The sequence below is a fragment of the Enhygromyxa salina genome (assembly GCF_002994615.1).
Lineage (GTDB): Bacteria > Myxococcota_A > Polyangia > Nannocystales > Nannocystaceae > Plesiocystis > Plesiocystis salina_A.
Genome location: NZ_PVNK01000254.1, coordinates 17500 through 36261, shown reverse-complemented (window position 1 = coordinate 36261; position 18762 = coordinate 17500). Strand labels below are relative to the sequence as shown.

Here is an 18762-nt window from a genome sequence, read left to right as displayed (position 1 = left end):
CTCTTCGTCGGGCGTGGGCGGGGGGACCAGCTCGCGGGCGGTTGCGACTTGGGCGTCGTCGGCCGGGCGCTCGGACTTGTTGCGTTTCAGCAGGCCGTGAGCGATTCGGTAGGCCGCGATCGCAGCGGGGGTCCAGGTCAGGATGTGACCCGCCAGCGCGACCTTCGCGGCCGGGGCGTGCTCATGACCGGGGCGCGGTTGCAGCTCCGCCCGGGTGCTGATCATCAGCAGCGCCAGGCCGAGCGTGAAGACATATGCAAGGTTCCAGGAGTTCGTGATTCGTTTGAACATGGTGACACCGAAGCGGCCAGGGAAGACATCGCCGCAGCCGGCGAACCCTATATCGACACGAGCCTGTACCTGCCAGTATCCGACGTCCCAATAACTCACGAGCCGTAGTGATGGTGTTTGCCATCTTCGCGCTTGGCGAGTAGGTTGGTGGCGTGCTCGCGTTCCGCCGCATCTTGGCGCTGCTCGTCGCCGCGCTCTGGCTCGTCGGCTGCGCGCCGACGGCCCCCCAGTTGGGTGCGGACGACCAGCTGAGCCAACACGGCGATGTCGACGCGCTCCCGGTCCGTGACAGCGAGACCTCGAGGCTCTCGAACCCCCCGGAGCACGACGGGTTCGTGCCCCAACGGGCGCAGGAGATCGCAAAAGCCTCGGTTCACGTCCTCGCGCGAGGCGTGGGCCCCAGGGCGTGCAGCCTCAGCGCGCGAGGCATCCACTCGGCGTCGCCTCGCGGGCCTCCTGTGGGGTGATCCCAGACATCTGGCGGGACATTTGGCGGGACATCCATCGGGACATCCATCGTGGCCTACTTCGGTGGTGGCTGATCCGGCCGTGGTCCGGGAGGACGGCGGGCGGCGCCCTCAACGATCTCACCCGTGAAGCAGTTGAGGGTCTGGTTCTTGCCAGGGCCAGCCACGTGATAGTGGTAGCCCCGGGTCTCGTCAGCGTGGCCTCGACACTCGTCGAGGTCGATGGGCTCTGTGCCGTCGTCACCTGCGCGGGCGTGAATCGGGAAGCCGTCGAGCGCGTACCCGATCATGGGGGCGTGGGCATCGCCTTGGGCGATACTCGTGAGGCAGCCGCTCGTCACCGCGTGATAGTGGTAACCCTCGTGCATGTTGATGTGGCCTCCGCAGTCGTCGAAGGGGGCGAGGGTGTGTGCGGCCAATATGGCGTGCGTCGGCGCCGGCGCGGCGAATTCCACGCCGTTGAGCGCGAGTCCAATATTGGATCGGATCGGGGAGGGTGACCTGGCCTTTGTCGGTACCTTGGGGATCAGCGTCTCGACCACCGTGTCTTGGGCCAGGTAGGTTGGAAGGCACTCGACGCAATGATTGTGAAGGTCCGGGTCGACGTCGGGCCGAGCCGCCGCCGCGCACTTCTCGGCGGAGTCGGTCACGTTGATCGTTCCGTCCTCGTTGTGGACAGCCCACGCTGAATCCTCATAGAAGGTCGCGAGGTTTGCGACGAACTCGCCCGTGACCTCGTGCGCGACGCCGGCTTCGGGCCAGATGCCACCGGCCTCGGGTCCGTCGTGGATGGACTTCGGGCACCAGGGCCCCTGGGCATGGTCCGAGGGGACCGAAGTCCGCGCGATCCGCAGACAAGTCGTGGACTCGCCGCTCTCGAGTGTGCAGGGCACCTCCTGGACCGGACCCGCGAGCCCCGCCGCCAGGAACAAGGACGGATCGACCGCCTTGGCCGTCGAGAGCGTGTCTTGGGGGGAACCGGCCTGAGCTCCCTGATCTCCCGATGATGGCGAGGATGGACGCGCGCAGGACGGCGCGATCAGCAAGGTGCCGAGGAGGAGGAGCTTGGGGGTCGAAACGACTCGAGGGGTCATGGTCTTTGTGCCCGAAGGAGCGCATGCATCTCAGGTGCCAGAGAGAACACGCCACGAGAGAAGCTGCGCGAGCGCGCGGACCGAGAGGTCTCGGTCTTCCCGCGCTCGCTGGCGGATCCTGCAGGCCCGGGAGGCGGATCCTGCAGGCCCGGGCGGCGGATTCTGCCGCTTGATTGGTCCGGATCCGCGAGGGAAGGTCGACTCTTGCTGGCAGGGTTCGTGCATCGCTTCGGGCCGATGAGAGACCAGGAGCACGCATGGCGGATGGCGTGAACGTGGCGGTGACCGTGGACGAAGACTCGGTGCTGGCCGTCGTCGGCAACGTGCGCCGCCGCCGGATCCGCAGGGTCGTGGTCTGGGGGGGCGTTGTGCTGACCCTCGTGGTCGGCCTCGCGCTCGCACGGGCGCGCCTGGATCGCCCACCGCCGGCCCCGAGCTACCAGACCGAGGTCGTCGACCGCGGCGACATCGACGAAACGGTCGGCGCGACCGGGACGCTGGAGGCGAAGCGGGTCGTCAGCGTCGGCGGCGAGATCTCGGGACGGATCGCCACGGTCGAGGTCGACGTCAACGATCGCGTGAAAGCCGGAGACGTCCTGGCCACGCTGGATCCGGTCAGCCTCGACAACGCGTTGACCGAGGCCAAGGGTGCGCTGGCGACGGCCAAGATCGAGGTTGTACGAGCGAAGGCCGCGCTCGACGCGGCGTCGATCACCAAGGAGCGCGCCGAAGCTCTGTCGGCCAAGGGGGTCGTCGCGCAAGAGGAGCTCGACGCCGCGATCAGCGAGCACCGACTGGCCGAGGCCGAGGCGTCGCGGGCCAAGTCGGAGCGCTCGCTCGCGGCGGTCCGCGTCGAGCAAGCACGGACCAACAAGGCCAAGGCGACGATCGTGGCTCCGATCGACGGCGTGGTGCTGACCCGCAGCGTCGAGCCGGGCAACGCGATCGCGGCGTCGCTCGCGGCGCCCGAGCTGTTCCAGATCGCCGAAGACCTGTCGGTGATGCGCCTCGATCTCGGCGTCGACGAGGCCGACGTCGGGCGGGTGCGCGAAGGGCAGTCGGCGGAGTTCACCGTCGACGCGTGGCCGGGGCGGACCTTTGACGCGACGGTCGAGCGGGTCAACCTCGCCCCGGCGACGACCGACACCTCGGCCGTCGTCACCTACACGACCGTGCTCGCGGTGAACAACGACGAGGAGCTCCTGCGCCCGGGAATGACGGCGACAGCCACGATCCTGGCCGAACGCCACGCCGAGGTCTTGCGCATCCCGACCCTGGCCCTCCGCTTCGACCCCAGCCGCGGGGCCGAGTCGAGCGGCGGCCGGGGCGATCGGAACAAGGGCGGGCTCTTCTCGGTGCCCACGCGTCCGGGCCCGCCCGCGCGCAAGGCCGAGACCGAGATCGAGCCGACCGTGGACGGCGAGGCCCTCGTCCACGTGCTGCGCGCGGGCGAGCTCGTCGCCGTGCCCGTGACCGTCGGCGCCAGCGATGGTCGCTACACGGAGGTCGAGGCGGGCGAGCTCGACGAAGGCGACGCGGTCGTGGTCGGGATGAGGGGGGGAGCGTGAGCCCGAAGCCCCCGATCCCCGCGCCGCTCATCTCCCTGACTCGGGTGACCAAGATCTACGGCGAAGGCGAGGCCCGGGTGGCGGCGCTCGACGGTGTGGACCTCGTCATCGAGCAGGGAGAATTCGTGATGGTGATGGGCTCGAGCGGGTCCGGCAAGTCGACCTGCATGAACATCCTCGGGTGCCTCGACACACCCACGACCGGCGAGTACCGGTTCGGGGGCGTCGACGTCAGTCGACTCGACCACGTCCAGCTCGCGCTGCTCCGGCGGACCTACCTCGGCTTCGTGTTTCAGAGCTTCAACCTCCTCGCTCGCACGTCGGCTGTGGAGAACGTCGAGCTCCCGCTCATCTACCAGCGGGTCGATGCGCGGCAACGCCGGGAGCGGGCGCTCACGGCCTTGCGCGAGGTCGGGTTGCTCGAGCGCGCTCGCCACACGCCGGCCCAGCTCTCGGGCGGGCAGCAGCAGCGCGTCGCCATCGCTCGCGCGCTGGTGAGTCGGCCGGCGGTGGTGTTCGCCGACGAGCCGACGGGGAACCTCGACACGGAGCGCAGTAAGGAGATCATGCGCCTGCTGGTGGAGCTCAACCGCGAGCGCGCGATCACGGTGGTCATGGTGACGCACGAGCCGGAGCTGGCCGAGGTGGCGTCCCGCGTGCTCGTGTTTCGCGACGGACGCGTCATCGCCGACGGGCCGCCCCGCGAGGTGTTGTGATGCTGTGGAGTGCGTTCCTGCTCGCGATGAGCGCGATTCGCCGCAACGGCGTGCGCTCGGTGCTCACGGCGCTGGGCGTGGTCATCGGGGTGGCCAGCGTCATCGTGATGGTGAACCTCGGGGAGTCCGCGACGAAGAACGTCTCGGACCAGATCTCGACGATGGGGCCCAACCTCCTGTTCGTCCGCGCCGGCTTCGGTCGCCGCGGGCCGGGGGGGATGCGCAGCGACGCCGACGCGTTCGAGCTGGAGGACGCCGAAGCGATCGCGCGAGATGTGCGGGGCGTCGTCGTGGCCCCGGGCGCGACCACCCAGTCGACGGTCGTGTTCGGCAACGTCAACTATTCCACGACTGTCGTCGGCACCACGCAGAGCTACCTGGAGGTCCGCGGCCGCGAGCTCGAGGCCGGCCGGACCTTCAGCGACGACGAGGTCTCGCGGGCGCAGCCGGTGTGCGTGCTGGGCCAGACCGTGATCGAGGAGGTCTACGGCGACGCTGAAGCGATCGGGACGCGCTTGCGAGTCGATCGGCTCAGCTGTCTGGTGATCGGGACCTTGGTCGAGAAGGGCGAGACGATGGGAGAGGATCAAGACGATCTGATCCTGATGCCCGTGCGCACGGTCCAACGCCGGATCCTGGGCAGCTACGACCTGACCGACATCTACGTGTCTGCGGACGATGCCGCGTCGACCTCTCGCGTCCAGGCCGACATGGAGGACCTGCTGCGGCAGCGTCGGGGGATCGACGCGGGCGAGGACGACGACTTCCACGTCCGCGACATGCAGGAGCTCGCGGCCACGCTCGAAGGGACGACCTCCACGATGACGACGCTGCTCGCGGCGATCGCGGCCGTCAGTCTGCTCGTCGGCGGCATCGGGATCATGAACATCATGCTCGTCTCGGTCACCGAACGGACCCGCGAGATCGGCCTGCGGATCGCGATTGGTGCCCTCGCGTCCGAAGTGCTCGTTCAGTTCCTCGTCGAGGCCCTCGTGCTCTCCGTCCTCGGTGGGGCCGTCGGGGTCTCGCTCGGGCTCGTGGGATCCTACGTGGTCGCCCAGAACATGCAGATGCCCCTGGTCATCTCATGGGATGCGGTCGGCCTCGCGTTTGTCGTGTCCGCCGCGATCGGCATCGTCTTCGGCTACATCCCCGCCCGCAAGGCCGCCCACCTCGATCCGATCGACGCCCTCCGCCACGAGTAGCCCCAGGCCCTCGACGAGGGGCGGTCTGGCCAGATCGTCGGACCCGGGAGGTCGCGGAGCCGAGTCTGGCAAATTCGGCCGTCGCCAACCGGCGGATCCTGCCGGGTTTGGCTCGCCGGAGCGGGGCGCTCGACCCTCGCGAGAGTGTGCGATTGGGCTTTACCAACCCTTCACATTGACGGTCGTGACATCGCGTCATGCGAACCGAGGCCGGCGAAGGCCGTGTCGTTGCCACGCCGGACTTCGACCGACGCCCTGTCGTCTCTGCCCCTGGGTCGGCGACGCCATGACACCTACGGACGGCGTTCAATCGTCGCCTTCGAGCTTCGCCTGGCAGGCGTCATGCACTTCCAGGGCAGCATGTTGAATCCAGTCACCATCCAAAACCCAAGTCCAGCCTCCAACCCGGTCATCGTGCCGCGCGGCAAATTCAGGCGGGCGCGCTGGACGGCGGCCCAGCGCGCCCGCGTGCTCACGCGACCGCGTGCACGAGTCCTCGTGGCCGAGAGCGACGCGCGCTCACGCAAGCGGCTGACGGCGGCGCTGCAGCTGCGAGGCTACGAGGTCGTGCAGCAGCGCAGCGGTAAGACGCTGCTGTCCTTTCTCGGCCGGAACCTCGCGCGACACAGGCGGCCGCCCATCGATGTCATGGTCCTCGACGGTCGCCTGCCCGGCGCGGACGGGGTCGCCGTGCTCGCGGCTTTGCGCCGCATCGGCTGGGAAGTCCCGGTCATCATGTTGATGGGGGCCGAAGACGAGACCCTGCATACGCGCGCGCGCGAGATGGGCGCCGCGGCCGTGGTCGACAGGCCGGTGGACGCCGATACTGTCGCTCGCTACGTGGCCGATATCGAGCCCCCGATGTGACGCGACACGGACCCTGCACGGCTCGCTGAGGCGACGAGTTCGGCCTCCGAGCCGTGAAGCCAGTTGATGCATTGCACCCCGGGCTGCTAGTGGCGTGAGGATCAAGCGTCAGACGGTCCAGCCGGCCTGGGCCCGAAACGACGCGTACACTCAGGTCTAGATGCGAGACCTGTTTGTGAGCAAGGAGTGCGGCGCTGGCGCCCGACTGGTGCTGATGAGCATGGTTTCGCTCGGCCTCGTTGGGTGCATCATCGATCTCAACCCTCGCTTCATGAGCGACACGGAGAGCGAGAGCACGAGGGGAGATGGAGATGGGGATGGAGTTGAGGATGGAGATGGAGTTGGGGATGGGGATGGCGATGGCGATGGTGACCCGCTGGCCGATGACTCGCTGGTCGCTCACTACCAGTTCGAGCTCAGAGCTGAGGTCGTCGATGACTCGGGCTACGGCAACCATGGCGTCGCGACGGTGTTGGGCTTGAGTCCAGGCGTGACGGGCATGGCCATGGACTGCGCGACGAGTGAAGCCGTGCAGGTCCCGGACAGCTCCAGCCTCGACGTGAGCGAGGCCGTGACGATGGCGATGTGGGTGCGACCCGAGAGCTTTCCGCAGTCTGGGCGCGCCGCGTGGGCCGACAACTCCGGGCAGTACGCCATGATGTACGACGCCGACTTTGGTCTCGTGTGGCGCGTGCTCACCTCCGACGGATCGTTCCAGGCGGACGCGGGCGCGCGGTGGCTGCCGCTCGGAGAGTGGACCCACATCGCCAGCACCTACGATGGCGCGGTGAGCCGGATCTACGCAAACGGCGAGCAGATAGCGATCCTCGACATGACCGGTCTGGTGTTCGCTGACAACAGTGAGCCCATGGCGATCGGCAGCGACAGCCCGAGCTTCGGGCAAGAGTGCACTGGTCGGATCGATGACCTGCGTATCTACAACCGCGCGCTGACCAGCGTAGAGATCGCGACGCTCGCCGGGCCATGAGCGGACAGCGGATGAACCAGGGCGCCGGCATGACCTTTCGTACTCGTCGCCGACCTCGGGGGCCAAGAACAGCTCGGCGAGCGGCGCCTGCTCCCAGTCGAGCAGGACCAGCGGGCCGGCGACGAGCAACTCGCCGCCGAGGATCACGCTCGCTCGATCGCACGGGTGCGCACGCGCAAGTACGCGTAGCGGGTCTGCGTGGCGGCCCAAGAGGGGCTGTGGTGATCGCCGCTCGGGATCAGCGCCCTTTGTCGCCGCTGGCGTCGGGCGCGACCGTGGCCAGCATCTGTCCCCTGCGCGCGCGCCTGGTCTCGAGCTCGCCAGGGTTCTCGGGGCGCCCGCGAGCAGGCGAGGGCGCGAGCCTGGGCGTGCGCGGGTCGAGCTCGGCCTCGAACTCGGTGCCCGCGAGCTGCCGCGCGAGCTGGTCGTAGTTGGCGATCGACTCCTCGAGCGCGTCGGGCTTGCGCTTGGGCGTGGTCCCGCGCAGGCCCTCGAGCGCGGCCGCGTTGAAGCCGAGCTCGGCGAGGATCCGGGCCTGGGTCTTGGCCTCGAGCAGGTCTTCGTAGTCGACCTCGATGAAGGCCTGGCCGCGGGCCTCGAGCGCCCGCGTGACCCGGTCGTAGAACGCGTCTTGCTGCTCGGCGTAGGCGCGCAGATCGTCGAGCTCGAGCTCGACCTCGATCTTGATCTTGGTCAGCTCGCAGGGCGAGGCGCCGTCGTGGGTCCAGCGTCGCTCCTTGCGGGCGAGCAGCTCGGACACGAAGGTCTCGAGCCGGTTGCGACGCCTCAGCACGATCTTGCGGACGCCGGGATCGGCGATCACGTCGCGGAACACGAACTCGGGGTGGCGACGGGCGAGGGCGAACCCGACCGCGCGCGCGCCTTGGTGCTCGCGCCACGCTCGGTGGACGAAGCCGACCGGATCGGCGTCGCGCGCTTCGGTGGTGCCGAGGCAAAAGCCGGTGTCGCGCTGCGAGAGCGCGTAGCGGACCCCGTCGACGTTGCACAGCTCGTGGTGGCAGAGGATCTCGGGGTGCGAGTCGAGCAGCGAGCACAGCTCGTCGCTGCCGGTCCGCGGGGCCGAGATGACCACGAAGCGGGTCGGCGACCCGGCCTCGGGCTCGGGTTCGTAGGCCCCGGGCGCGAAGCCCTCGGGGTCGAGCTCGCCGGAGTCGACGAGGGCCTGGACCCGCTCGACGAAGTCGCGGTTGAGCTGCCAGGACCGCGCCTCCTCGACGCCGAGCACGACCTCGACGCCCGCGTCGCGAAGCTGGCGCACACCCTTGCCGCCGACGCGCGGGTTGGGGTCGACCATCCCGACCACGACCCGGGCGACGCCCGCGTCGATCAGCGCGTCGGAGCACGGCGGCGTCCGGCCGTGGTGGCAGCAGGGCTCGAGGTTGACGACGAGGGTGGTGCCCGCGGCCGAACCCTCGAGCCGGCGGAGCGCGTCGACCTCGGCGTGGGCGAGGCCGGGGCCCTCGTGCCAGCCCTCGGCCACGACCTGGCCATCACGGAGGATCAGCGCGCCGACCATGGGGTTCGGCGCCGTCCGGCCCTCCGCACGCCGGGCCAGCGCGATGCAGCGACGCATGTGATCGCGATAGGCTTCCATGACTGGACTGAGCTGCGCGAGCGGCCCGCGACCTAAGCATGAGCGCCGCCGAAAGTCTATGGCTCGATCGACTGTGGCGAATAGGGCACAACGCGGCTCGCTCGGCAGCGAGCGCCAGGGTTGTTTCGGCCAAGGGTCGGCTCCTGCCGCGCGATCTTCCCATTCGCGGGTGGGGCCAAATGACGGACGAGCGACCGGGCCAGGAACGCGAGAGAGCTCGCCCCATTCGATCGGCGGGGGCGGGGGGGGGCTGCTCGAAGCACACGCCGATCTCGAGCCACGCGAGCAAATTGGTGTCGACGACGATGCGGATCGACGGATAGGCCGGCTGCAGATCCGGCATGCCCGGATTGTGGAAATCTTGGTAGTTGGGGAAGGGCTCGGCGATGTACTCGTTGGAGTGGTCGGCTCAGCTCGTTACCCGCGCAGACCTGGCCGAGCCCGAACGTGGCGAGGAGGTTGACGGCGACGTCGTAGTCGACGGCGCGCTGGGTTTTCAGCAGCCTGCCAGGTCGCGTCATGCGCATCAACCTGCTCGCCGATCCGCACGGGCGCGGGATGATGCGTCAGTCGATCGCCGGGCGTCACGGCGCGCGCTGGGTCGAGGCCAACCTCGAGGCGATCGAGCTCATCGAGCGCAAGGCCTACAACCGGGGCGACCTCGGTGAGAACCTCGCGCTCGCGTTTGGCTTTCCGGCCCGCATCGCCGTCGACTGAGCGACCGACGCGCGCTCAGCTCCTGGCCGCCTTGCGCTCGCGCGTCGTGCTGCGCTCGATCTCATCGAAGGCCCGGAGCAGATCGAGCGGCGAGACGATCCCGACCAGCGTCTCGGTCTTGTCGAGGACCGGGAGGCAGCCGAAGCGGTGGTCGAGGAACAGGCCCACCGCCTTGCGCAGGGTGTCGTAGGTGTGGACGGTGACCACGCTCGGGGTCATCAGATCGCCGATCTTCGTGTCGTCATCGAGGTGATAGACGTGGGCGAGGTCCGGGGCCTGGTCGACCCAATTGGGCCGCCGCAGATCTCGATCACTGACGATCCCGACCAGCGCCCCGGCTTCGTTGACGACCGGAATGTGGCGAATGTCATGCTCACGCATACGGAAGAAGGTTGTGCGGCTGCCGTCCTCGGGTCGGGCAGTGATGAGCTTGTCGGTCATGTATTTGCTGATGCGCATGGGCGTGATGCGACCATAACAGCGGCCGATGGCGGCCTGACGGGAGTCGAGGAGGCCGCAGAACTTGCGCTCCCGCTGGCGCTCGCGCGTAGGCCCTGCGTCAGTTGCTTGGGCCCGCCGCCCCCGCGAGCTCGATCCGGTTCAAGGGCCCGCCAACAGCTGGTAGCCCGCGTCGAGGCTCAGCGAGGGATCGAAGCTCGGGCCGAAGCGCCGCCCGGGATCTTTCGCGCGCAGCTGGTGGTGCCGGAGGATCCCCGCCGTCGCGAGCAGCAGCATCGCCTCGCCCATCCCGGCGCCGAGGCACACGTGGGGGCCGCCCCCGTAGGGCATGAACACCTGCTTTTGCCGATACTCGGCCCGCGGCGGCGCGTGGCGGTCGACGTCGAGGCGCTCGGGGTCGGGGAAGTAGCGCCCGTCGAAGTGGGTGGCGCTGGTGAACACGGCCACGTCGGTGCCCGCCTGGACACGGTGGCCCGCGAATTCGAAGGGCTGCGCGGCTCCGCGGTACATCGCAAACGCGGCCGGGTACAGGCGCAGGCACTCGATCACGAGCCCGTGCAGGGCCGGCTGAGCCTGGAGCGTCGCGCAGTCCGGGACGCCCTCGGCGTAGGCGGCCGCGACCTCAGCTTGGATCCGCGCGCGCAGGCTCGGGTCGCGGTAGAGCTCGTAGAGCACGAAGCCGAGGGTGGCCCCGACGGTGTCGACGCCCGCGACGAAGGGCATGAGCATCGCGAAGCGGACATCGCCCGCGCTGAACAGCTCGGGGTAGCGGGCCTGGCCCTCGCGGATGCGCTCGAACCACCCGCCGAGCCGCTCGTGGTCCGTCGCGGCCTCGGAGCGGACCAGCTCGTCGATGAAGCGCTCGGCGACTGCGAGGCTGCGCTGATAGTGGGGCAGGTGGAGGGCGACCCGCGGCCACTTGCCGAGCAGCAAGGTGTTGGTCTCCCAGCGGAACACCTCCATCAGCGCGCGGGCCGTGGGCTCCTCGACGGCTTCGGCGCCGCCGGTCAGGCAGTGGTGGACGAGCCGCGCGACCAGCAGCCGGGTCTGATCCTGGACGGCGATGGGCGAGGCCCCGGCGCCGAAGCTGTCGCGCACGAGCGCGTCGCAGCCGACCCGGTGGGCGTCGACGATCCCGCGCGAGAGCACGTCGCCGTAGTGGCGGCGCTGGGTCCGGTGGCCCGCGCCGTCCATGGCCAAGATCGCGTGGGGGCAGCCGCGCCGCTCGGTCAGCTTGCCCCAGAAGCTGCGGGACTCGAGCAGCTCGCGGCCCTCGCGGCCGACGAAGCGGTTGGCCTCGCGGCCGGCGAGCACGACGAAGCGCCGGTTGGCCGCGCGGACCTCGAAGATCGGTCCGTGCTTGGCGTGGGCGGCTCGAAGGAAGGCCAGAGGGTCGCGCAGCAGCGCCAGCGAGCTGCCGAGGATCGGGAGACCCGACGCGCGCGGGGGGTCGAGGGGCGCCATCGTCGGTGAGTATCCACTGGCCTGCGGACCTTTTCCATGACGTGCCGCATGTCTCCGGTAGCCCGTCGACACCCGGGATCAATTCGCCGACTCGTGGCGACTATCTCTTGGACAGCCCATGACCGCCAAGCCTCACGACGCGCTGTTCAAAGCCGCCTTCGAACACCCGGAGCATGCGGCGGGGCTCTTCCAGGGGCGCTTGCCGGAAGCCGTCAGCGCGGCGATCGCCTGGGACACCCTCACGAGCGAGCCCGGCTCCTTCATTGATAGCGACTTGGCTGACGGCCACACCGACTTGCTGTTCTCTGCCAGGCTCGCGCCCCCGGGTGGCTCCGCAAAAGAAACTGCGAGTGACGAGGGCAACCCGCGCGCCCTCCTGTACCTCCTGCTCGAGCATCAAAGCACCAACGACCACGGGATGCCCTGGCGGATGCTGGTCTATCTCGTCCGTATCTGGCAGCGGCATCGCAAGGAGCAAGAGGGTCCCTTCGTGGTGATTCTCCCGATGGTCCTCAGCCACGCGCCCGGAGGCTGGGCAGCACCGCGCACCTTCCACGCACTCTTCGAGCCGTCGCCGAGCTCGATCCCCGGCGTGGCCGAGTTGGTGCCCAGCTTCTCCATTCTCATCGAGGACCTCGCCCACCTCACGAACGAGGATCTGCGCGAGCGAACGCTCGCGGCCTTTCCCAAGCTGGCCCTGTGTCTCCTGCGCGACGCCCGAGACCCGCGCGAGTTGATGCAAGACCTCGAGGTCTGGGCAGACGCGTTCCAAGAAGCGCTGCGAACGCCGAACGGCATGGACGCGGTGGCGCAGTTGCTGCGCTACATCGCGTTGGTCGCTGGCGAGCTGCAGTTTCACCAGTTTCGTGCAAAAATCCGCCAGCAGATCCCCGAAGTCGAGGAACTCGCCATGACGATCGCCGAACAGCTGCGCAACGAGGGCCGGGAACAAGGCCGGGAACAAGGCCTGCAAAAAGGCCGGGAACAAGGCCTGCAAAAAGGCCGAGAACAGGGCCGAGAACAGGGCCGAGAACAGGGCCGTGCCGAAGTGGTTGAAAAGCTGCTGCTGCTGAAGTTCGGTGCTCTGTCAGATGACGACTCTGCGCGGATCAAGGCCGCGAGCGGGGCCCAGCTCACGGGCTACATCGAGCGGATCCTGACCGCCGAGAGTCCAGAGGCCGTGTTCGCGGCCGACTGAGCGCGCGCCGCCCACAGTTTTTGGAGTCCCGGCCTAGCAGCCCGGGGTGCTAGCAGCCCGGGCTGCTAGTGGTGGGATGAGCGCAAATCTCTGGGGCGGCACGTTTGGTATGCTCCCGCGATGACTGGGCGCGCTCCTGGATTTGGCTCGCTGTTGGCGATCGCTTCTTGCTCTTTGACGCTCGCTTGTAGCGGTGGCGCTCAGACGGAGTCCTCCAGCCGGGGCGAGGGCATCAGCCAGGGCGAGACGGGGATCACGGGTGACGGCGACGCGGGCGACGGCGACGGCGAGACCAACCCGGGCGACGGCGAGACCAACCCGGGCGACGGCGACGACGAGCCCGGCACGGGCGACGGCGACGGCGACGACGACGACGACGATGACGACGACGGCGACGACGGCGAGGCCAAGTTCGACCTCTCGGAGCTACCCGACGCTGGCGGCGGTCCGATCCTGCCGACGATCCCCGAGACCTGCGACCAGGCCTTGATGATCGCGAGCACCGTCGGCTGTGAGTTCCACGCCAACAAGATGCAGAACTTCGTCGAGGAGCCGAGCTCGCTCGTGGTCGGCAACGTGTCCGACGAGAACGTGGCGAGCATCAACATCTACATCGGCAGCGGCGGCAACGAGCAGCTCGTCGCCGGGCCGATCGACGTCCAGCCCGGCGGCACCTACGAGTACGTGATGGACACCCCCGGAGAGCCGGGCGGGGTCTCGGTCCACCGGATCGGCGGCGCGCACAAGGTCGTCAGCGACCGCCCGATCGTCGCCTACCAGCACTCGCCGATCATGGCCGAGGCCCACAACGACTCGTCGATGCTGATCCCCGACCACGCCCAGGGCCAGAACTACATCGCCGCGACCTACACCCACAACGTCTCGGGCCCGCCCTACTTCAACGTCGTCGGCATCTACGACAACACCACGGTCACCTGGGAGCCGCGCCAGGCGACCGCCGCCGGGACCGGGGTCCCCGCGGTCCCGGCCTTCGGCATGGGCGAGGTCGTGATCGACGCCTACGACATGCTCCAGGTGGTCTCCAGCACGGACATGTCGGGCACGATCATCACGACCAGCGAGCCGGCCTGGGTCGTCGCGGCGATGCCCTGCACCAACGTGCCCAACGGCGTGACCTTCTGCGATCACATCGAAGAGCAGCTGCTCCCGCTCGAGTACTGGGGCATGGAGTACGTCGGCGCTCACGCGCCCCAGCGCGGCAACGAGAGCTACTACTGGCGGGTGTTCTCGGGCGCCGACGCGGTCACCGTGACCACCGATCCGCCCCAGGCGATGACCCCCGCGCTGCTCGATCGCGGCGAGTTCATCGAGTTCTCGACCCAGGAGAGCTTCATCATCACCGCCGACGGGCCGTTCATGCCCGTCCAGTACCTCGAGGGTCAAAACGGCGGGGCCGGGACTGGGGATCCGGCCTCGTACCAGATGGTCCCGACCGAGCAATTCCTGCCGCGCTACGTGTTCGTGACCGGGTCGGGCTACGACCTCAACTACGTCCAGGTCACGCGGCCGCAAGGCGGCGCGGATGTGTTCGTCGACGATGTGCTCGTCGAGGGCTACGAGAGCGTCGGCGCGTACGAGGTCTCTGACTGGGCGATCAGCCCGGGCGCGCACGTGGCCGACAGCGCCGAGCCCTTCGGCGTCACGCAGGTCGGGTACACGAACGTGACCTCCTACGCCTACCCGGGCGGGCTGCGCCTCGAGCAGATCAACCCGAACCCGCAGGGCTGACCCGGCGAGCCACGCGGGCGACCGGGCGCAGCAGCAGCCGCGCCGCCGCGCGGGCCGGGGGGACCTCGCGGATCATCGCGGCGAGGGTCGGGCCGTAGGCGTAGTAGCTGCGGACGAGGTCCGCGGCGATCGGCTGGTCGACCATGTACGCGTCGCGCAACCATCGCAGCGCCCGCAGCTCCTCGGTCCAGCCCGCGCCCCAGGCAGCCGTGGCGACGAAGCAGGCGGTGTCGATGGTCTGGAAGGGCTGGACGGGGGTGGTCACGTCGGCGATCGCTAGCTCGCTGCGGTTCGTGCAGCTGTCCTCGTAGCTGATCGCTACCGTGTAGCTGTAGTTGCCGAACAGCTGATCGATGTCGACGACGACCTCGTCTCCGGGCCCGGCCTCGACGCAGTCGGGCTCGCTCGCGCTGGAGCAGACCCGCGGGACCCCGGCGGCTTCGACCGCCGCCGCGAGCTGAAAGTCTGTCGTCTCGGGCGTGATCCAGTGGGCGTGGATCGTGGCAGGCTCGACGCCTTCGGGCACCCGAAAGCTCGCGCGGACCGTGTCGAAGGCGAGGGCGTCGAGGCGCAGACCCTCGACGCGCGGCGGCGTGTACTCCGAGCAGGCGGTGCCGCCCCCGTCAGCGCCGCTGCCCCAGCCGTGGCTGTAGACGCCGAAGCGCCCGGTGATGCCGTGGGTGTCGTGGATCCGGAGGCGGTCGGCCCCGCTGCCTCCGGAGGTCGAGATCGTCGCGTCGGCCGGAGCCAGGGTCCCGCTCGCGCCGTAGAGATCGCTGTAGCCCGCGTAGTCGATCGTCGCGGCGTAGCCGAGCTCGGCGGGATCGAACTCCACGCGAAACACGACCGCGGGCTGGCCGAGGAACTCGCGGCCAAACTGCTGCAGCGCGGGCGAGCTGTCGAGGGTGTGGTCGCCTTCGCGGTCGAACGCCCAGTCGGGGTTCTCGTCGCGCTCGCGTGAGACCTCGATCCACGCGACCAGCGGACCTTCGGGGACCGCGTCGCGCTCGAGGCGGTGCGAGACCCGGTAGGGCCCCGCGATCGGCGTCGCGTGGGTCACCGCGTCGAGCTCGTTGAGCCCGGCGTAGAGGCCGACGTCGCTCGAGTCCTTGTCGTGGACGCTGGTGAGGTCGGCGCGCGGCGGGTAGACCGAGCGCTCGCCGGCGAGGAACTTGCCCTTGTCGGAGTTGAAGCTCGCGGGCGAGGGGCAGGTCATGACGTCGACGATCGCGTCGTCCTCGTCGGGGCGCAGCGGACGACAAAAATAGGTCTCGGGCGAGCTCGTGCTCTCGTGGAAGCCCTGTGAGTCCTGGTCGGTCGGGCTGCTGTCGTGGAACACGATCTTCGGGTAGCTCGCGCCCCGGCGGTGAGCCCAGACCGGGAGCACGCCCTCGCGCGGACCGTAGGGCGCGTGCCAGCTCGACAAGAACAGCGGGAGCCCAGGGCGGTTGCCGATCCCGAGCTTGCCGGTCGCCTGGGTCACGTAGACGTCTTCGAGGAAGTTGCCCTCGCTGTCCTCGAGCCAGATCGCAATCTGGAGGTCGGCGACCGGGTCGAGGTGAAACTCGAGCAGCGCGCTGTCGGGCGCGTCCGAAGCGGGCTCGGGGGCTGGCTCGGCGTCGGCCTCCGGTGCCGCGCCCGCGGGCGGGCCGACGAACACGAGGCCGAGCGCGAGCAGCGATCGCCGACCCGCACGCCCGTGGTTGTTGCCGCGTCCCGCCATGCGCCTCGCTGACGACAGCATAGGCCACGAGGCCCGGTTGATCTCGCCGTCGTGGGTCTTGACCATGGTGCGTGGTCCAACAACCGCTCACTCGGGACGCCGCGCTGCGTGCGATCGTGGTTGAGCATGGCTGGGTGCGCACGCTCGGGGGCGGCGCTCGGCCGACGGCCTCGTCGCGGTGGTTTTGACCGTTCGAGGCCCCGGCGCGACTGATAGACTTGCGCGATGTCTTGTCTGCGTCGCGCTGGCTCGTCGTGTGTGGTGTTTGGGCTCTCGCTCATCTCGAGTTGCGCCGCCGACCCGGCGGGGGAGGTCGGGGACAGCGGCAGCGAGACCGATGGTGATGGCGATGGTGACGGCGACGGCGACGGCGACGGCGACGGCGACCCGGGCGACGGCGACGGTGACCCGGGCGACGGCGACGGTGACCCGGGCGACGGCGATGGTGATGGCGACGGAGACGGCGAGGGCGAGCTCGCGTGCAGCGGCCACGTCGAGCTCTGCGACCGCCCCTACGACGAGGTCGTGTTCGCGGGCACCCACAACTCCCACGCCGCCCTCGACGAGGGCTACACCCAGTTCAACGCCAACCACCAGCACGGCATCCCGACCCAGCTCGAAGACGGCGTCCGCGTGATGCTGCTCGACACCTACTACGACGAGGGCGATCCGAGCACGATCGTGCTCTGCCACGGCCCCTGCGGCCTCGGCTCGACCCCCCACCTCGAGGTCCTCGGGCAGATCGTCGAGTTCCTCCAGCAAAACCCCGGCGAGATCCTGACCCTGATCTACCAGGACGCCGTCGACCCGGCCGACCTCGCCCTCGACTACGAGGCGACCGGGGCGATCGAGCTGGTCTACACCCACGAGGACGGCCAGCCGTGGCCGACGCTCGGCGAGCTCGTCGACGCCGACACGCGCCTGATCGTGACCGCCGAGCAGGGCTCGCCGCCGCCCGCCTGGCACCACAACATCTGGGCGATCGGCTGGGACACGCCCTACGGCCCGGAAGATCCCGCGGACCTGTCGTGTGCGCTCAACCGCGGCTCGAGCGACAACGACCTGTTCCTGGTCAACCACTGGGTCAACAGCGATCTCGGCCTGCCCTCGGCGACCGACGCCGAGGTCGTCAACGCCTACGACTTTTTGCTCGCGCGGGGTCAAGAGTGCGAGGCGATGTGGGATCACGCCGCGAATTTCGTCGTCGTCGACTTCTACGAGCGCGGCGATCTGTTCGCCGTCGTCGAGACCCTCAACGGGTTCTGATCAGGCCTGATCAGGGCGAGACGGTGAGCGCGAGGCTGCCCCCGATCGACACGACCGTCTGGCGCTCGGGGATCAGCAAGCGACCGTCGATCCAGAAGCGATCGCGCGGCAGCGCGCCAACCTCGCTCTCTCCGACCACGCTGAGGGTGTAGCCGGAGCTCGGCTCGTCGAAGAGCTCCGCGGCGGTGATCCGCTCCCAGCGGTAGGCCTCGCCGACGGACTCGTCGTCGACCACGCGCCAAAATTCCTGGGACGAGCGATCGAGCAGGACCAGGTCCTGGTGAATGTAGTCGCCCTCCGACATGCTGCCGCCGAGCAGCAGCCAGCGCCCGCTCGACGAGACCTCTTCGAGCGTCGCGCAGCCCCAGCCGGGGTCGAACCCGGGCTCGTCGCGCAGGCCCTCGGGGCACAGATCGGCGAGCTGCTCGCCGCCTTGGCCCACGAGCCAGCCGCTGTCTTCGTCGTAGCTGAGCGTCCACTCGCCGGGCGTCGGCTCCGACGGGCCCTCGACCCAGACCTCGACGGCCTCGAGGTGCTCGCAGGCCCGGGGGAATTCGCGCTCGGGGCAGCGCTCGTCGAGGTCGAGGGTGATGAACGAGGCGAGCGCGCCAGTGTCGAACTCGACCGTGGCGCTGACCTCGTAGCTGGCCATGTTCTCGTTGCGGTCGATGAAGTTGATGCACGCCAGCTTCTGGCCCCTGGCGATGGCGAAGCCGCGGCTCGACTGGATGGCGAGGGTGAGCGGCAGCTCCTCCCTGTTCCCGCTGGCTTCGGCACGCTCGAGCTCACCGGGCGCGAGCGCCCGCGCGGTGCAGGCGGCGTGGTCGATGGCCGCGGGCAGCGGGATGCTCGGACCCCGCTGACCGTCGGGGCTCAACACCGCCAAGCTCGGGTGCTCGAGCTGCTCGTCGATCGCGACGATGCGGCCGTCGCCGAGCCGGATCGCCCGATCGCCGAACTCGCCGAGGGACGCGACTTGCACGCCGTCGAGATCGTATGCGCGCAGGCCGTCCCTCGCGACCCAAAAGCGCGGGGCGTCGAGCTCGTCCGCGACCCCGGTCGTGGTGGTTCCGCCGCCGGTGTCGGCCCCGGGCGCCTCGACCTCGCCCCCAACCGGGCCGGGTTTGGTGCAGGCGAAGCACTGCAGGGCGACGGCGAGCAGCCCGTGGTGCAATGCCTCACGCCACCAGGCCAGGCCTCTTCGCCGTGGGCTCTGTCGCCAAAAAATCCAGCGCGGGGACCCGCGATGCCGCGCACCACGGGCTGCGAGGACCTGAGGTGGGGCAGGGGGCATCCCGCTGAGCATACTGTGCGGCGCCGCACTCAGCATTCCAAGCCCGATATGATAGCCAGGCGGCGTCTGATTCGAGGTCCG

At 69.3% G+C, this 18762-nt stretch carries 17 protein-coding genes; 10 read left to right on the top strand and 7 right to left on the bottom strand.

The window, feature by feature from the left end; translation table 11 throughout:
* The coding region (locus ENSA5_RS36485; RefSeq protein ID WP_146156228.1) for a hypothetical protein at positions 1-390 on the bottom strand (390 nt) is incomplete at its 3' end.
* Between the two features lie 53 nt (positions 391-443).
* On the opposite strand from ENSA5_RS36485, the gene ENSA5_RS38450 reads away from it, so the two are divergent.
* Positions 444-758, top strand: a complete 315-nt coding sequence (locus tag ENSA5_RS38450) for a hypothetical protein (protein ID WP_106395002.1) — start codon at positions 444-446, stop codon at positions 756-758.
* Between the two features lie 56 nt (positions 759-814).
* Here ENSA5_RS38450 and ENSA5_RS29225 read toward each other — a convergent pair whose 3' ends face one another.
* Complete coding sequence (locus ENSA5_RS29225; RefSeq protein WP_181198268.1) at positions 815-1690, bottom strand: YHYH protein; 876 nt, start codon at positions 1688-1690, stop codon at positions 815-817.
* 419 nt (positions 1691-2109) lie between these two features.
* Between ENSA5_RS29225 and ENSA5_RS29220 the strand changes: the two genes are divergently transcribed.
* From ENSA5_RS29220 to ENSA5_RS29200, 5 genes are all read left to right on the top strand, one after another.
* Entirely contained in the window at positions 2110-3420 is a 1311-nt protein-coding gene (locus ENSA5_RS29220; RefSeq protein ID WP_106395000.1) for an efflux RND transporter periplasmic adaptor subunit, read from the top strand.
* Positions 3417-4136 carry an ABC transporter ATP-binding protein gene (locus ENSA5_RS29215; RefSeq protein WP_258183046.1) on the top strand — a complete coding sequence of 240 codons (720 nt, stop codon included), beginning with the start codon at positions 3417-3419 and terminating at the stop codon, positions 4134-4136. The genes ENSA5_RS29220 and ENSA5_RS29215 overlap by 4 nt, the downstream gene beginning before the upstream one ends.
* 26 nt (positions 4137-4162) lie before the next feature.
* Positions 4163-5341, top strand: coding sequence for an ABC transporter permease (locus tag ENSA5_RS29210; protein ID WP_258183045.1), 1179 nt, complete (start codon positions 4163-4165; stop codon positions 5339-5341).
* A 342-nt stretch (positions 5342-5683) separates the two neighbouring features.
* Positions 5684-6208: a response regulator transcription factor gene (locus ENSA5_RS29205; protein WP_106394998.1), complete on the top strand. Its 525-nt coding sequence runs from the start codon at positions 5684-5686 to the stop codon at positions 6206-6208.
* Positions 6209-6368: 160 nt separating this feature from the next.
* Entirely contained in the window at positions 6369-7196 is an 828-nt protein-coding gene (locus ENSA5_RS29200; protein ID WP_106394997.1) for a LamG domain-containing protein, read from the top strand.
* Between the two features lie 238 nt (positions 7197-7434).
* Here ENSA5_RS29200 and ribD read toward each other — a convergent pair whose 3' ends face one another.
* Positions 7435-8811: a bifunctional diaminohydroxyphosphoribosylaminopyrimidine deaminase/5-amino-6-(5-phosphoribosylamino)uracil reductase RibD gene (gene ribD, locus ENSA5_RS29195; protein ID WP_106394996.1), complete on the bottom strand. Its 1377-nt coding sequence runs from the start codon at positions 8809-8811 to the stop codon at positions 7435-7437.
* Between the two features lie 519 nt (positions 8812-9330).
* On the opposite strand from ribD, the gene ENSA5_RS29185 reads away from it, so the two are divergent.
* On the top strand, positions 9331-9528 hold the full coding sequence (locus ENSA5_RS29185; protein ID WP_106394994.1) for a hypothetical protein: 198 nt from the start codon (positions 9331-9333) through the stop codon (positions 9526-9528).
* A gap of 15 nt (positions 9529-9543) precedes the next feature.
* On the opposite strand, the gene ENSA5_RS29180 is transcribed toward ENSA5_RS29185, so the two are convergent.
* On the bottom strand, positions 9544-9987 hold the full coding sequence (locus ENSA5_RS29180) for a CBS domain-containing protein (protein ID WP_106394993.1): 444 nt from the start codon (positions 9985-9987) through the stop codon (positions 9544-9546).
* 141 nt (positions 9988-10128) lie between these two features.
* On the bottom strand, positions 10129-11451 hold the full coding sequence (locus tag ENSA5_RS29175; RefSeq protein WP_106394992.1) for a cytochrome P450: 1323 nt from the start codon (positions 11449-11451) through the stop codon (positions 10129-10131).
* 118 nt (positions 11452-11569) lie between these two features.
* Between ENSA5_RS29175 and ENSA5_RS29170 the strand changes: the two genes are divergently transcribed.
* Positions 11570-12649: an Rpn family recombination-promoting nuclease/putative transposase gene (locus tag ENSA5_RS29170; protein ID WP_106394991.1), complete on the top strand. Its 1080-nt coding sequence runs from the start codon at positions 11570-11572 to the stop codon at positions 12647-12649.
* A gap of 174 nt (positions 12650-12823) precedes the next feature.
* Positions 12824-14398, top strand: a complete 1575-nt coding sequence (locus ENSA5_RS29160; protein WP_181198267.1) for an IgGFc-binding protein — start codon at positions 12824-12826, stop codon at positions 14396-14398.
* Here ENSA5_RS29160 and ENSA5_RS29155 read toward each other — a convergent pair.
* Positions 14376-16187, bottom strand: coding sequence for a CFI-box-CTERM domain-containing protein (locus ENSA5_RS29155; protein WP_106394988.1), 1812 nt, complete (start codon positions 16185-16187; stop codon positions 14376-14378). The two genes, ENSA5_RS29160 and ENSA5_RS29155, sit on opposite strands and share 23 nt — an antisense overlap.
* A 159-nt stretch (positions 16188-16346) precedes the next feature.
* Here ENSA5_RS29155 and ENSA5_RS29150 point away from each other — a divergent pair, with 159 nt between their 5' ends.
* A complete protein-coding gene (locus ENSA5_RS29150; RefSeq protein ID WP_146156226.1) occupies positions 16347-17387 on the top strand; it encodes a phosphoinositide-specific phospholipase C-related protein in 1041 nt (346 codons plus the stop codon).
* Between the two features lie 10 nt (positions 17388-17397).
* On the opposite strand, the gene ENSA5_RS29145 is transcribed toward ENSA5_RS29150, so the two are convergent.
* Positions 17398-18561, bottom strand: coding sequence for a hypothetical protein (locus tag ENSA5_RS29145; protein WP_106394986.1), 1164 nt, complete (start codon positions 18559-18561; stop codon positions 17398-17400).
* Positions 18562-18762: the final 201 nt, after the last annotated feature.